This is a genomic window from Aliiglaciecola sp. NS0011-25, from assembly GCF_040370605.1.
GTDB lineage: Bacteria > Pseudomonadota > Gammaproteobacteria > Enterobacterales > Alteromonadaceae > Aliiglaciecola > Aliiglaciecola lipolytica_A.
The window spans coordinates 25,314-39,743 of the sequence record NZ_BAABWR010000003.1; the positions used below are offsets into that span (position 1 = coordinate 25,314).

Consider the following 14,430-nt stretch of genomic DNA (forward strand, 5'->3'; position numbering starts at 1 on the left):
GATGATGACAGGATTCACAACCCATTTGGGTACAGCAGCACCACTTGACCAAGCCAATGTGGATACAGACCAGATCATTCCAAAGCAATTCTTAACCGGAGTGACTCGCACAGGTTACGGTAAACACCTATTCCACGATTGGCGCTATTTAGATTTGCACGAACAAGAAGTTAACCCTGACTTTGCTCTCACTAAACCTGAGTATCAGGGTGCTAGCATTCTTTTAGCTCGTGAAAACTTTGGCTGCGGTTCAAGTCGCGAACATGCACCTTGGGCACTTGCCGATTTTGGTTATAGCGTAATTATTGCCACCAGTTTTGCAGATATTTTTTATGGCAACTGTATTAATAATCAACTATTACCAATCACCCTTAGTAGCTCAGAAATGGATAATTTGTTCAGCATTGTAAAAGATAACCCTGAGACACAAATTTTCATTGATTTACCCAATCAAACTGTAAAAGTTGCTGAACAGGAGTATCACTTTGATATACCTGAGCATCATAAAAACAACTTGATTAAAGGGCTTGATGCGATTGGTCAAACGCTGGAATTAGATGACAAAATATTGGATTACGAAAACAACGCATTTGCTTGGTTAAGATAATTCTCCAATCAAAACAGCATCCAGGTTCAATGGAGTAAAATCCTTGCCTGGATGTATGTTTTAAGCAGTAAACCTCCATTTAAATAGAGATTTGAAATTATTATTGGGCTAAAATGCCCGTCAATTTTAAATACTAAAAAAGTGTGTTGGGAGTGCTGGGTAGTAATGCTTGAAGCGATCAAAATCGAAGATTTAAAGCCAGGCATGTTTGTTAATGATGTTATCGAACAAAACGGCAAACTTAGAATAAAAACCAAAGGCCTTGTTAAATCAGTCAAATCAATTGATATCTTAAAGTCCAAAGGTGTAACCAAAGTCGAAATTGATATTTCGCGCAGCAACCTTCCTCCTCCACCGGTAAATCCGGAACCCAAAGAAAGCACAACACAAGAAAATAATTCCCCAGTAAGTCCTAAGAAGACATCTTTTAGCGATAGTGAACAACTTGAAGCTGCGACTAAACTATATGACGAAGCGTTGACGATCCAAAGCCGTTTCTTTAAACGTTTAGCCGCCAACGATACTCCCTCACTTTCTGATGTAAAAGATTTAAGTGCAAATATAATTGAGTCAGTATTCAACATGCCAAACGGCCTGAGTTGTTTAACTTTGCTGAATAAGTCAGGAAAATACTTGCTGGAACATTCTTTGAATTGTTCGATTTTGTTGACAATGTTCGCAAAGTACAGAGATATGGGTCGGCAAGCAATTGAAGAGTTAAGTTTAGCCGGTTTGTTAATGGACGTTGGTATGACAAATATGCCAAAAGACATTACACAATCTGCTGGAAAGCTCACACCGCAACAAAAAGAAATTATTACGACTCATGTAGACATTGGTCTCGACTTAGTGGACCGCTGTGGTGATGTTGCAGCATCAGTACAAGATATTATCTTTAACCATCACGAACGAATTGATGGTTCCGGCTATCCCGATGCACAAACTGATCATGATGTCAGCGAATATGCCAGAATGGCGGGGATTGTTGATAGCTACGACGCAATGATTAATGATCGGCCGTTCAGAAAAGCGGTAACCCCTTCCAGAGCACTGGTTAAACTGCTAAGCGATGAAAGCTACGATCAAGTATTGGTTGCTCAATTCATTAAGTGTTTGGGCGTACACCCTGTAGGCTCACTTGTAAAACTCGACAATGATAGATTGGCAATAATAATGCGGGGCAATAAAGAAACCCCAATGAAGCCTATAGTCGCGGCTTTTTATAACTTAAAAACAGCTAGCTATTCAGAAGTAAAAAAACTCGATTTAAGTCAAGTGAATGTAAAAATTATCAGTGCCGTTCGCCCCGAAGAGTTTGGACTAAATTTGACCAAGTTTTTAAAAGAAATTTTAATCACCGCACTTTAGAAAGACATATAGGGCATTTAAGCTTAAATTTGAATGCCCATTGCAAAGCAACAATGATTACCAGTCAGACAGCGCATCCATACTAAACTCTTGTCCTTTAAACGTCATAATCACGTGTTGTGGCTCGATTCCTATTAAAACCAGCCCATCCTCAATTTCCTGCCCTTCTACTACCCTTTTGCCGTTCACCCTAACCCATCGTTCTTCTGGGGCAGAAACATACATGTGAGCAGAGAATGCCATACTGGGCAGTTCTGTTAGTACCCACGCAGGAAGTTCATTGACTGCCGGAACATCTCTTATCGGTTGTGCATCATCCGTTGGATCAACCGGTGTTTCATCGCCAATGGAAGCCAACGCATTTCGGAAGCGCTGTAATAATTCTGGTGGAATATTATTTTGTTCGTCTGCGTTTGTTTGTTCTTGTTCAGCTTGTTGCTCTGCTAATAATTGCGCCGTTTCGTCAACCGAGACATTTTCATTGCTATCTTGCTTTTGATTTGACGGTGGTGTTTTAGGCTGCTCGATAATAGGCTGTTCCGGTTTAACGTCAACCATATCACTTGGTTCAATATTGGTTTGTTTTTCAGTAACTTGTGAGTCTTGTTGCTCTTCAAGTTCGTCTTCGGTGATGCTACTGTTAGGAAGCGGTGCTGCCGTTTGCACGGTGTCAGTCGACTGATGAATTAACTGCGTAACTGTCGTCAAATTTGCTAACACTAAACCCACGCAAAATCCGCCTGCTACTACCACTGATGCGATTAACGATTTTTTACCATAGTATTGCCATGCTTCTGGTAACTCTTGCACTGAAGGCAAAAATAAACTGCGATTAAACTGCTCTGATATGCCTTGGTCAATATTCTGGGTAACCGTGCTGGTATCTTCAACCAATTGCTGGGTTTTTGATTTGGCAATTTTCGGTTTTTTAACCTCCACTGTCATGTCAGGATCAATTTCAACTTCCTGCACGCCCATTTCAGCTAGCGCCTTTACCATATCAGAGCTGCTCACAAGCCCTGATTTTTTTATCTTAACTGGTCCGTTTTGGGCGGTAACTTTGATGATTACCATACCGGCTTTGAGTTGGTCTACACTGATCTTTTGGGTCATGTTAGCCTCCTACCATATAGCCGACAGACGCAGCGGCAAGGAAGCATGCGGCCAATATCAAGGTCCATTGTTTTCCTTGCCGCTGTTTTACCACATCATCGCCAAGTATTTGTCTCGCTGCTGCAATAAAAATATGGCGACGAACAATTGCATGTTGTTTTGTAAAAGACAACGTTAAAGCGCGGTCGCAAAGCAAGTTAATCACCCGTGGAATGCCGCCGGTTATCTGATAAATGGCTTGCAAAGTGGGTTTGCTGAAAATACGTTCGTGTCCGCCAGCCACAGACAGACGATGGGAAATGTAATTTTTGACTTCTATTGAGGATAAAGGCAGTAAATGGTATCTGGCCGTTATACGTTGTGCTAACTGTCTCAGTTCATTACGTTTTAATAATTGCTGTAATTCAGGTTGACCTATCAATACCACTTTTAAAAGTTTTTCCCGATTTGTTTCTAAATTGGTTAACAGCCGCAGTTGCTCTAATACTTCAGGTAAAAGATGTTGCGCCTCATCAACAATAAGCACTGTATTAATGCCGTGTGAATGATTTGTTGTGAGTTTAGTTAGTATTTTATCGGTGAAGTATTTAAGGCTTGCTTGCTTTTTAAGGTAACGAATTTTTAATTCATCACAAATACTTGCCAATAACTCGATTGCAGAGAGCGTTGGATTGAGAATCATTGCCACTTGGGTATTGTCGGGTAATTGTTGCAATAATTTTCGCGAGACAGTGGTTTTCCCCGTACCTACCTCACCGGTGAGCATCACAAAGCCGCCACTTTCACGTAAACCAAAAATTAAATGAGCGAGCGCTTCTTTATGGCGAGGACTCATATAAAGATAATCAGGGTTAGGCGCTATTGAAAAAGGGTTATCGGATAATCCAAAATAATTCAGGTACATATGTGCTTATAAAAACCAATCCAAATTTGCGACGAATAAGGTAACACTATTTGAGGTTAACTCAAAGACTGCTTACTATAGGATTTATAGTCCGACGATAAAGTGAGTTGTTAACTGATGAATTGTTTTTTAGTAGGTGGCGCTGTACGCGATAAATTACTCGACCGCAAAGTAAGCGACCGAGATTGGGTAGTAGTGGGAGAAACAGTAGATTCAATGTTAGCGGCTGGATATGAGCAGGTCGGCAGTGATTTCCCAGTATTTTTGCATCCCAAAACCAAAGAAGAATATGCCTTAGCGCGTACTGAACGAAAAAGCGGGAAAGGCTATACAGGCTTTGAAGTAAACAGTTTACGTAGCGTTACCCTTGAAGAAGATCTAAAACGCAGAGACTTAACCATCAATGCCATGGCGTTAGATAAAAATCAGCAATTGATCGACCCCTTTAATGGTCAAAATGATTTGCATAACCGCCTGTTACGACATGTGTCACCTGCTTTTGTTGAAGATCCGTTACGCGTACTACGCGTTGCTAGATTCGCCGCACGTTATCATCAATACGGCTTTGAAATTGCGCCTGAAACGGCATCCTTGATGAAGCAAATGGTGGATCAAGGTGAGTTAGATCATTTGATACCTGAACGGGTCTGGAAAGAAACTTCTCGAGCTTTATTGGAAAAAGACCCTGACATTTTTTTTGAAGTTCTCAGAGCATGCGGTGCCCTTAAAGTATGGTTTCCTGAATTGGATGTTTTGTGGGGAATTCCAAACCCAGTGCAATGGCACCCAGAAGTGGATACCGGTATTCATACGATGATGGTGATTCAACAAGCGGCTAAACTTAGCGATAATTTGGCGATCCGCTACGCTGCTTTAGTTCATGACCTTGGTAAAGGTCTCACCGATCCGGCTCAGTGGCCCTCGCACCGAGAACATGAAGAGTTAGGTGTCGCACCAATACGCGCATTAAGTGAACGTTTGAAAGTACCAAATGAATGTAAAGAATTAGCGATTATGACCAGTGAGTATCACACTCACATTCATCGTGCATTGGAGCTTCGACCTGCCACTATATTAAAAGTATTAAACCATTGTGATGCTTGGCGTAAGCCGGAGCGTTTCAACAATTTACTGACAACATGTATTGCCGATGCAAAGGGACGTACCGGGCTTGAAGACAGAGATTACCCACAGGCTGAATTCATCTGGAATGCTTATCAAGCGGCGATGAAAGTTGAAGTAAAATCGATTATAGAGGCCGGCGCAACCGGTAAAAACATTAAATTACGGCTAGATGAGAAGCGAATAAACGCAATTCGCGAGTTTAAACAAGCATATCAGCCGGATTAGGGTCGAATTATTCCTGATGAAAACGACAGAATCTAATTAAGGCTGCCCTAAACTGGATAAGTCCTCTATAATTGCGACAATTATGTAAATGGTACTAACCTCCACGGAAAAATATGTTTGAAGAATTAGATCTTGACGAAAAATTATGTCAAGCAGTTGCCGATATGGGGTACACATCCCCAACCAGTATTCAATCTTTGGTGATACCTCCCGCCATGGAAGGACAAGACATTTTAGCCAATGCACCAACAGGTACAGGTAAGACAGCAGCATTTTTGTTGCCCGCATGTCAGTTCCTACTGGACTTTCCGCGCCAACAACCAGGCTCATGCCGAATTCTAATATTGACTCCTACCCGTGAGCTGGCGTTGCAAGTTTATGAGCAAGCGCTGCAAATCACAAAATATACGGATTTAGAGTGTGGGGTGATTACGGGTGGTATTAATTATGGAACAGATCGTGAAACCCTAGAGAAAAACCTAGACATTTTAGTGGCGACACCAGGTCGATTGTTCGAACATATTGAAAAAGAAAGCTTCGATTGTCGAGATATTGAAAGCTTAGTGTTAGATGAAGCAGATCGCATGTTAGATATGGGCTTTTCTGCGATAGTGAATCAGATTGCATCTGAGGCCCGCTGGCGCAAGCAATCAATGTTGTTTTCGGCAACCCTTGAAGGCGCTGGAATTGAACGATTCGCCAAAGATCTGTTAACCAACCCAGTATCGCTAGAAGCCACGCCAAGTCGCAAGGAACACGCAAAGATCCTGCAATGGATTCATTTAGCAGACGATCCCGCGCATAAATATAACCTGCTTAAAAGTATTCTTGCTAACCAAATTCAGTCTGCGGTGGTATTTGTAAAAACTCGAGATAGACTCAACCAGCTTAAACAAATGCTCGAAAGAGATGGATTTACAATCTCTTGGTTACAAGGTGAGATGCCACAGGACAAACGCAATAGCGCATTACAACGTTTCAAAGACGGTGAGATAAACATATTGCTAGCCACCGACGTTGCTTCACGAGGTATTGATGTAGATAACATAAGCCATGTGATTAATTACGATTTACCCAGAACCGCTGATATTTATGTACATCGAATTGGTAGGACAGGCAGAGCTGGCAAAAAAGGGACTGCGATATCGATTGCTGAAGCCCACGAAATGGGAATCATTGCAAAAATCGAACGCTATACTCAACAACGTTTTAAACGTCGTGTTATTGAAGAATTGCGACCTAAAAATAAAGAAGCCAAAGCGCCAGTCAAAAAGAAGAAACCTAAATCTGAGAAAAAGAAAATTAAGCGGCCTAAGAAAAAGAAATAAAATACGATAATGAGAGACATAAATTGTTTTAAAATAATAATTTAGCTCTTAACCTGAATCAATCTGTACGCTAGGTACTCAGGACCATCGTAGTTGTTTGTTTTTTAAGTAACCTAAAAGTTGTATGATGTCGAAATATATAATGTGCGCTGTTTGAGCAATTTGGCTGGTTTTATAAGGGGTTCTGCCATTAACAACGTTTTTGAAATTGCTCGGGCAAATTTGCGGGACAAAACTAACGGTATATACGAAAACGTTCTTTTCGGTTTGATCGGTAGTTTAGTTGCTGCTTTTTTTCTGGTTTTTGCTCTAGACACCCCTAACACCCACAGTCTAAAAGTTATTTGGCTCGTTATTGTAGCTATCATTACAAGTCTAAGGTTCGCCGATTGGCTGTATTGGTTTATCAAATTACGACGCAAGAAATACGAGCCATCCCGCGCAAGAAATCGAGTAGTGCTTGGTGTTATATCATTGGCTTTGATGTGGTGTATCTATGCTGTGGTGTTTTATGACAGTATGGACCTAACCGAATTAGCATTGACGTTTGCCATGCTTTGTACACTTTCAAGTGGCGCTAATTCAGCACTTTCTGGACATAAAAGAGCCGCGATACTTTACACAGTCTTACTTCTAACGCCAGTTTCTTGCATGGCATTATTTTCCGGTATCAGTATTCATTTCTATTTAGGATGCTTGGGCATTTTGTACAACCTTTCGGTCGCCTTTTCCGCAGCACGAGCGGCAGATTTAACCGAAGAATCGGTTAAAATTCGCAATGAAAATGCGTATATCTTAGAAAAACTGCATAAAGAAGCAGCCCAAGTAGATGAAGTCAATGGCAAGCTTTCTGAAGCATATAAGCAACTCAACGTTACCAACGAGTCGTTAGAAAAAGAAGTGGAGCGACGTACCGACGAAATTAGAGTGCTATCTAGTTTGGATCCGTTAACCCAACTTTATAACCGCTCAGCCTTCATCCAGCAATTATCTGAAACAGCAGCTAAAAGCATAAAAAGTGGGCATTCGGTAGCCTTGTTATTCATCGATTTAAACGGTTTTAAAAAGATTAATGACACCTTGGGTCACAAGGTTGGTGATGCTGTTTTAGTCGAAGTTGCCGGTCGAATAGGCGCGTTTGCTAACGATTACCAAGCTGGACGTTGGGGCGGTGACGAATTCTTGATGCTACTGCCGTATGCCGACCATGAAACGGCTATTTCTGTAGCTAATGCGTTGTTAGCCCGTATTTCACAGCCTTTAGATGTTATGTCTAATCAATTGTACTTAAGTGCCACCATAGGTATTGCGATGTTGCCTGAACATACCTCTAGTGAGACAGAATTAATACAATTGGCTGATTTTGCCATGTTCGAACAAAAGAAATTGCATTTGTCTGCACCAAGAATGTTTTCACAAGATTTATTTGAGAATCTTAAGCAAATTGAAAACCTGCGAGATGGACTGCAAGAAGCCATTAACAATAAACAGATGTACCTTTGTTACCAACCTATAGTGAAATGTAAAACCAAACAACCATGGTCGTTTGAGGCATTATTACGCTGGAATTTTAATGGCAACTTAGTTGGACCAGACACCTTTATCCCCCTTGCAGAACAATCAGGTCTAATCCATGAAATTGGAGCTTGGGTACTCAATAGAGCCTGTATTGATGCAAGCCAATGGCAGCATAGTCCAAACGCCTCTGTTTCAGTAAATGTATCAATAATTCAATTATTAGACTCTGATTTTATCGATATATTAGACAGAGCACTGAAAACCAGTAAATTACAACCAGAGCGACTTCACTTGGAAATAACTGAGTCTATGTTCGCCGATAACAAAGTCAAAGTGAAAGCCAAACTCAATGCAATTAAGGCAAGAAATGTACAGGTTTCAATTGACGATTTTGGCACTGGCTATTCTTCCTTGAGTCAATTACAAACACTCAATTTTGACACCATAAAAATTGATCGTTCTTTTGTGCTAAACATGCATCAAGGCGGAGAAGCAATAATCAGAGCAACTCTATTTATAGCCAAACAATTTGGTTGTAAAACCGTCGCTGAAGGCATTGAGACAGAACAAGAAGCTCTCACACTTTCAGAAATGGGCGTCGATTATTTACAAGGTTTCTTATTTGCTAAACCTATGGTAAACGATGATTTACGCCGATGGGTGGAGAATATCGAAACCTAGTTTATAGAACCATTAATTCGAACTTAAACTAGATCACTATTTTAACTTTTAAAAACCACTGTGTTTCATTGCATAGTCATTAGAGCAGCTTTATGGCCCAACTATATTTTTATTATTCTGCAATGAATGCAGGTAAATCCACTTCACTACTACAATCAGCATACAATTATCAAGAACGTGGAATGCGAGCGGAAATTTTTACCGCTGCGCTAGATGATCGTTACGGCATTGGCAAAGTCGCATCGCGAATTGGCTTAAAAGCGGATGCACACCTTTTTAATCGAGAAAGTGATTTATTTGAAAGTATCCAAGGCTTACATGAAAAAGGAAAAATTGACTGTATATTTATCGATGAAGCGCAATTTTTAAGTAAACAGCAAGTGAAACAGTTAACCGGGATTGTCGATCAACTAAAAATTCCCGTATTGGCTTACGGATTGCGAACTGATTTCCTCGGTGAGACCTTTGAGGGAAGTCACTATCTGTTGGCATGGGCCGATAAAATGATTGAATTAAAAACAGTCTGTCATTGTGGTAAAAAAGCCAACTTCGTGGTGCGCTGGGATGAGAATGGTAACCCAGTAAAACATGGAGCTCAGGTGCAAGTTGGGGGTAACGACACATACGAATCAATGTGTCGCAAGCATTTTACGCAGTTGGTTTGGTAATAAAAAGTGAATTGAAATGCTAAAACCAATTCACTAAAAAAAATCCCTCAGTATTTATATCCTGAGGGATTTTTTAATTCACAGCCAATTAAACCTATTATGCACCGGTCTTTATATCATCCAAATGGTACTTATCAATTAATGAGTATAATGTTGGTCGTGTCACACCTAGCAATTCAGCAGTTCTCGACATATTTTTCTCAGACTGGTGATAAGCTCGACGTATTGCCCGACTCTCGGCTAATTCTCTGACTTCTCGTAGATTAAGACTATCAACGGCATCGTCACCATCTTCACGCACAACTAACCCAAGATCATCGGCTTGAATGGTACTGCCTTCGGCCAAAATAACTGCTGATTTTAGTTTATTTTGTAATTCCCGAATATTACCGTTCCACTTGTGTTGTAGCATCGCTTTCACGGCACCATCGCTGAGACCTTTAACCTTTGTTCCAAATTCTTCGTTGTATTGGTTCAAGAAGGTCTTAGCTAATAAAATAACGTCATTCTCACGCTCTCTTAGCGGCGGAATGCTGATAATAATTTCGCCAACACGGTAGAAAAGATCTTCACGAAACGTCTGTTCAGCGACCATGTCTTGCAAATTTCTGTGGGTTGCACAGATAACTCGAATATCCACAGGGATTTCACTTCGGCCACCTACTCGCTCAATCACTCGTTCTTGTAAGAAGCGCAGCATTTTGGCTTGTAAACCTAACGGCATGTCACCAATTTCATCTAAAAATACGGTTCCACCTTGGGCGGTTTCAATTTTTCCTAAAGTGGTTTTATTCGCGCCAGTAAATGCGCCTTTTTCGTAACCAAAAAGTTCACTTTCTAACAGGTTTTCAGGTATGGATGCACAGTTAATCGCGACAAAAGGATTGTCTTTACGCAGACTGTGGTCGTGAATACTGCGGGCAAACACCTCTTTACCAGTACCACTTTCCCCTAACAACAAGGTGCTAATATCAGTCTGAGCAATTTTTTCAGCTTTACGACTAACCATCTGAATACATTCACTATTACCAATAATTTTGCTCATTGATGGTGAAGTTTTGGCTAGTTGTCGATTTTCAAGTTCGAGGTTATATAGGTTGGCTGCGCGATTAATCAAAATCTGAATCGTGTCAGAATCTATGGGCTTTTGATAAAAATCGTAGGCACCTAAGGCAACGGCTTTAAGCGCATTTTCTTTATCATTGTTACCCGTTACCACAATAACTTTTGTTTGTGGTGATAAAGCCAAAATTTCCTCTAATGCAGCCAGTCCCTCAGAAGCATTAGCAGGGTCAGGAGGTAAACCTAAATCTAGTGTAACAACTTTAGGTTCATATCGACGTAATTGGTTGATCGCAGACTGACGATCTTCTGCGAAAACAACTTCGTAATCACTCAAACTCCATTTAAGTTGTTTTTGGATACCTAGATCATCATCAACTACTAATATTCTATCCACTTCTTCCGGGTCCCTCTATAAAGATTATTATTCTGCAGGAAAACTCAGTGTGAACACTGATCCTTTTTGTTCTTCACTTTGGACTTTGATACTGCCGCCCAACCTTTCAACGAAATTTTTGGCATCGTAAGCGCCAATTCCCATTCCGGCGTTACCTTTTGTGGTATCGAATGGTTTAAATAGGCGATTTTCAATAAAATCTTGACTCATCCCTTCACCAGAATCTTTGATGGTAACCACAAGAAAACGTTGGTCAACGCTCATATCAATGCTAATTTCCACTGTTCCATTATCATCAGTAGCTTGTTGTGCATTACTGATGAGGTGATACATAACATTACAGAATTTTTCTTCATCTATCACCAGTTGTTTTTCATCTATTACAATTAAACTAGGATTGGGTAAATTTCCTGCGCATTTTTTAGCGATCACTGAGCGAATACTTTCGGAAACATTACATAGTTTTACACTGCTTCTTTGCGCTTCTTTTTTATCTGTAAGCTGACGTAACATTTTGTCCATACGAGCTTTTGTATGCGTCAGTGTTTCGAAAGTATCGTCAATAAACTCGGGGTTGTCTTTATGTTGCTCCGCATTTGCCAAAATCAAATCTATTTGTGCCAAAACATTCTTTAAATCATGTAGTACAAAAGCTGACATACGATTGAAGGCCGCAAATTGCGCATTTTCCGCGACTTCTTTACCCGCTTCATGATGAAACACATAACTCGATATTTGTGCGGTAACCGCAGTCAGGTAATCCCGTAACTCCCAATTCAGCTTACGCACTGAACGATCACCATTCATAATGGCTAAGCCCCACAACGCTTCCGCTTTATAGATGGGTAGCACAATTTGAAATGAACATTCGTTTAATAATGCATGATTTATTTTTAAACCTTCGTAAATAAAGGGTTGGTAACGCAACTCTTCGATGTCGATGACCCAATCTTTTTGTTGACAGTAAATTGCCAATTCATTGAGTAGCTGACATTCTCGAGAAGTTAGATCTGGATGGTTTATCTGTGCTTTTGGGTTGAGGCTATGCCCTTCTTTTTTTAATAAAACGCCGGAATCATATTCAATTGCTTGAATCCAGCTATTGAGGGCATTTTCATACACTTGGGAAATATTCGATTCATTGGAAGATAACGCATCGGTTAATTTTAACCATTCAATTCGATAGTCAAATTGATTAACAAAAAAGTGTTTTGTGATAAAGACGCGAATTTTAACCCGTAAGCTATTTGACAGAAACAATGTCATCAACAGTGCCGTAGACAAAACGATGAGCAATATCTGTATTGTTCCTCCCCACTCTCCGCCTACGTATTTCACGAAATAGCCTAACATCGCCATGATAAACAGATAAATACCTGCAACCATCAATAACGAGCTGTGTAACACTATATCTCGGGAAATGAATATATCCACTCCCCAATGTTTGATACGACGAATCGCCAACACTAAAAATGGCAATAATCCGGTATATACATACCCTCTAGCAGCAATATAGTGGACTTCAAGACCACCAACCATAGTGGCATTGGCGAAGGTAACAAATTCAAATAAGTTAGTAGCGCCCAGGTATAACACTAATGGTTTGTAAGCCCACTTATTTTCCCCTGCTTGCCTGTAGAGCAGTTCTAAAATGACCAAAACTTCTAAGGATATTATGGTTTGTGCGAGAAAACGCCAGCTAACGTCGATGCTGAAAAAATAAGGTAATAATATCGAAGCCACAGGTACAGATAACATCACAATCGAAAAAGGACGCACTAATACGTCCTTTAAATTGCGAAAGTCATCTTTAATGCAAGCCAGCAAAAACACCAGCCAGATACTTTGTTTAGCTGCATCCCATAGAAACAGGTTTTCAATTTCTACAGGACCAAATAAAAAGTTAATGTGGAGCAAACACCAGACAGCAGTCCCTGCAGTGGCCAAAATCAATAAGTACTTGACTAATCCAGCCTTTCTGACCGTGAACAGCAATAATAGCAATAGGCTGTAACTCACTACACCTAATCCAAACCCAAGATCGGCTACCATGATTTATTGACTTCCTTGAACGAAACTAACTTTTGTATGCACCCTGTAGCACTTCAATTATCGGTAAAGACTTAACTCTACGTGTTGTAATTCATAGCTTCAATTTTACTTCTTTTTCAACACCAAGCTACCAATAGAATACCCAGCACCAAAGGAACAAATCAGACCAAAATCTCCCGATTGTAAATCTTGATGATGTAAATGAAATGCAATGATGGAGCCCGCCGAAGCAGTATTTGCATAACGATCTAAAACAATAGGTGCTTCGTCACCTTCCGCCACTCGACCAAGTAATTTTTTGGTAATTAAAGTATTCATATTAATATTCGCTTGATGCAACCACCAGCGCTTAACATCAGCTGAAGTCAAACTGTGCTTTGCCAAATGATCGACAATATGAGCAGCAGCCATAGGACAGACTTCTTTGAAAACTTTACGTCCTTCTTGATGAAATAACTTATCAGGCCCATATGGTTCGGTATCAAATACTCGACTCAAGTAGCCAAAGTTAGAACGAATATTGTTGGAAAAATCAGTGACCGCTTTGGTACTGAGAATCTCAAATTGGTGTTCACTGGTTGCAGTATCTTGATGTTCGATAACCATCGCCGTAGCCACGTCACCAAAAATAAAATGACTATCGCGATCCTTATAATTAATTTGCGGTGAAACCAATTCAGGATTAATGACTAGTACACATTTAGCCGTTTCAGCGGCAACCATCTCGTAGGCTCTATGCACACCAAATGTAGCTGCTGAACATGCAACCAACATGTCAAATGCAAAACCTTTAATTCCCAACGCACCTTGAACTTCAATCGCTATAGCCGGGTATGAGCGTTGCGTGTATGCACAAGAAACAATTACAGCATCAATATCTGCCGCGGTTTTATTCGCCGCTTTTAGCGCCTTTTTCGCTGCATCTAGAGCAACTTCAGCTTGATGAGATATTTCATCATCACTTCGCTCTGGAATATCAGGGCGCATACGGTCGATGTCTAAAATACCGTCTTTGCAGTACACATAACGACTTTTAATACCAGACGCTTTTTCTACAAATTCAGCACTAGATAATGGCTTAGCTTTAACTTCATCAGCCGCTATTGCTTCGGCGTTTTCTTGGTTAAACTTTTCTGCATAAGCATTATAGCTATCAACCAATTCACTGTTAGAAATACTATTTGGTGGTGTCCATAATCCCGAACCACTGATCACAATCTGTTTAGTCATGTATTAAAATCCAATCACTTGTCACTGCAAAAATTAAACTGCCTAAGCTTAGCGTTTTCACAGTCAAAAGTCATGGAACATGCAAAAGCAATTTAATTGTATTGCTAAGTTAACTAAAAATACCGTGGGGTGCACGGTATTTTCAAAGGGTT

Annotated in this window: 11 protein-coding genes; 6 read left to right on the forward strand and 5 right to left on the reverse strand. The window is 40.4% G+C overall.

All coding sequences use genetic code 11. The features are described from left to right. Positions 1 to 4 precede the first annotated feature (4 nt). Positions 5 to 607 (forward strand): 3-isopropylmalate dehydratase small subunit, encoded by a 603-nt coding sequence (gene leuD / locus ABWV72_RS03225; RefSeq protein ID WP_216046835.1) that lies wholly within the window; start codon positions 5 to 7, stop codon positions 605 to 607. A gap of 165 nt (positions 608 to 772) precedes the next feature. Then, positions 773 to 1,975 carry a cyclic di-GMP phosphodiesterase gene (locus ABWV72_RS03230; protein ID WP_353368694.1) on the forward strand — a complete coding sequence of 401 codons (1,203 nt, stop codon included), beginning with the start codon at positions 773 to 775 and terminating at the stop codon, positions 1,973 to 1,975. 57 nt (positions 1,976 to 2,032) lie between these two features. On the opposite strand, the gene ABWV72_RS03235 is transcribed toward ABWV72_RS03230, so the two are convergent. Both ABWV72_RS03235 and ABWV72_RS03240 read right to left on the reverse strand, forming a co-directional pair. Then, a complete protein-coding gene (locus ABWV72_RS03235; protein WP_353368696.1) occupies positions 2,033 to 3,088 on the reverse strand; it encodes a general secretion pathway protein GspB in 1,056 nt (351 codons plus the stop codon). A 1-nt stretch (position 3,089) separates the two neighbouring features. Beyond that, positions 3,090 to 3,992, reverse strand: a complete 903-nt coding sequence (locus ABWV72_RS03240) for an ExeA family protein (RefSeq protein WP_216046838.1) — start codon at positions 3,990 to 3,992, stop codon at positions 3,090 to 3,092. Between the two features lie 117 nt (positions 3,993 to 4,109). On the opposite strand from ABWV72_RS03240, the gene ABWV72_RS03245 reads away from it, so the two are divergent. The 4 genes from ABWV72_RS03245 (at position 4,110) to ABWV72_RS03260 (ending at position 9,537) form a co-directional block, all read left to right on the forward strand. Continuing rightward, positions 4,110 to 5,342 carry a multifunctional CCA addition/repair protein gene (locus ABWV72_RS03245; RefSeq protein WP_353368698.1) on the forward strand — a complete coding sequence of 411 codons (1,233 nt, stop codon included), beginning with the start codon at positions 4,110 to 4,112 and terminating at the stop codon, positions 5,340 to 5,342. A gap of 113 nt (positions 5,343 to 5,455) precedes the next feature. Then, positions 5,456 to 6,670, forward strand: a complete 1,215-nt coding sequence (srmB, locus tag ABWV72_RS03250) for an ATP-dependent RNA helicase SrmB (RefSeq protein ID WP_216046840.1) — start codon at positions 5,456 to 5,458, stop codon at positions 6,668 to 6,670. A 153-nt stretch (positions 6,671 to 6,823) separates the two neighbouring features. Further along, complete coding sequence (locus ABWV72_RS03255) at positions 6,824 to 8,869, forward strand: putative bifunctional diguanylate cyclase/phosphodiesterase (protein ID WP_353368701.1); 2,046 nt, start codon at positions 6,824 to 6,826, stop codon at positions 8,867 to 8,869. Positions 8,870 to 8,961: 92 nt separating this feature from the next. Beyond that, positions 8,962 to 9,537: a thymidine kinase gene (locus ABWV72_RS03260; protein WP_342807043.1), complete on the forward strand. Its 576-nt coding sequence runs from the start codon at positions 8,962 to 8,964 to the stop codon at positions 9,535 to 9,537. A gap of 97 nt (positions 9,538 to 9,634) precedes the next feature. Here ABWV72_RS03260 and prsR read toward each other — a convergent pair whose 3' ends face one another. From prsR to ABWV72_RS03275, 3 genes are all read right to left on the reverse strand, one after another. Beyond that, positions 9,635 to 10,996 (reverse strand): PEP-CTERM-box response regulator transcription factor, encoded by a 1,362-nt coding sequence (gene prsR / locus ABWV72_RS03265; RefSeq protein WP_216046842.1) that lies wholly within the window; start codon positions 10,994 to 10,996, stop codon positions 9,635 to 9,637. Between the two features lie 27 nt (positions 10,997 to 11,023). Then, the gene (gene prsK, locus ABWV72_RS03270) at positions 11,024 to 13,048 is read right to left on the reverse strand and encodes an XrtA/PEP-CTERM system histidine kinase PrsK (RefSeq protein ID WP_342807041.1); all 2,025 of its coding nucleotides are present in this window, start codon (positions 13,046 to 13,048) and stop codon (positions 11,024 to 11,026) included. 105 nt (positions 13,049 to 13,153) lie between these two features. Then, entirely contained in the window at positions 13,154 to 14,278 is a 1,125-nt protein-coding gene (locus ABWV72_RS03275; RefSeq protein ID WP_216046844.1) for a beta-ketoacyl-ACP synthase III, read from the reverse strand. Positions 14,279 to 14,430 lie beyond the last annotated feature (152 nt).

Excerpts from the sequence above, each read along its gene's own strand:
- ABWV72_RS03230 (WP_353368694.1), top strand. The coding sequence starts at position 773 with ATGCTTGAAGCGATCAAAATCGAAGATTTAAAGCCAGGCATGTTTGTT.
- ABWV72_RS03260 (WP_342807043.1), top strand. The coding sequence starts at position 8,962 with ATGGCCCAACTATATTTTTATTATTCTGCAATGAATGCAGGTAAATCC.
- ABWV72_RS03245 (WP_353368698.1), top strand. The coding sequence starts at position 4,110 with ATGAATTGTTTTTTAGTAGGTGGCGCTGTACGCGATAAATTACTCGAC.
- ABWV72_RS03235 (WP_353368696.1), bottom strand. The coding sequence starts at position 3,088 with ATGACCCAAAAGATCAGTGTAGACCAACTCAAAGCCGGTATGGTAATC.
- ABWV72_RS03240 (WP_216046838.1), bottom strand. The coding sequence starts at position 3,992 with ATGTACCTGAATTATTTTGGATTATCCGATAACCCTTTTTCAATAGCG.
- prsK (WP_342807041.1), bottom strand. The coding sequence starts at position 13,048 with ATGGTAGCCGATCTTGGGTTTGGATTAGGTGTAGTGAGTTACAGCCTA.
- srmB (WP_216046840.1), top strand. The coding sequence starts at position 5,456 with ATGTTTGAAGAATTAGATCTTGACGAAAAATTATGTCAAGCAGTTGCC.
- leuD (WP_216046835.1), top strand. The coding sequence starts at position 5 with ATGACAGGATTCACAACCCATTTGGGTACAGCAGCACCACTTGACCAA.
- ABWV72_RS03275 (WP_216046844.1), bottom strand. The coding sequence starts at position 14,278 with ATGACTAAACAGATTGTGATCAGTGGTTCGGGATTATGGACACCACCA.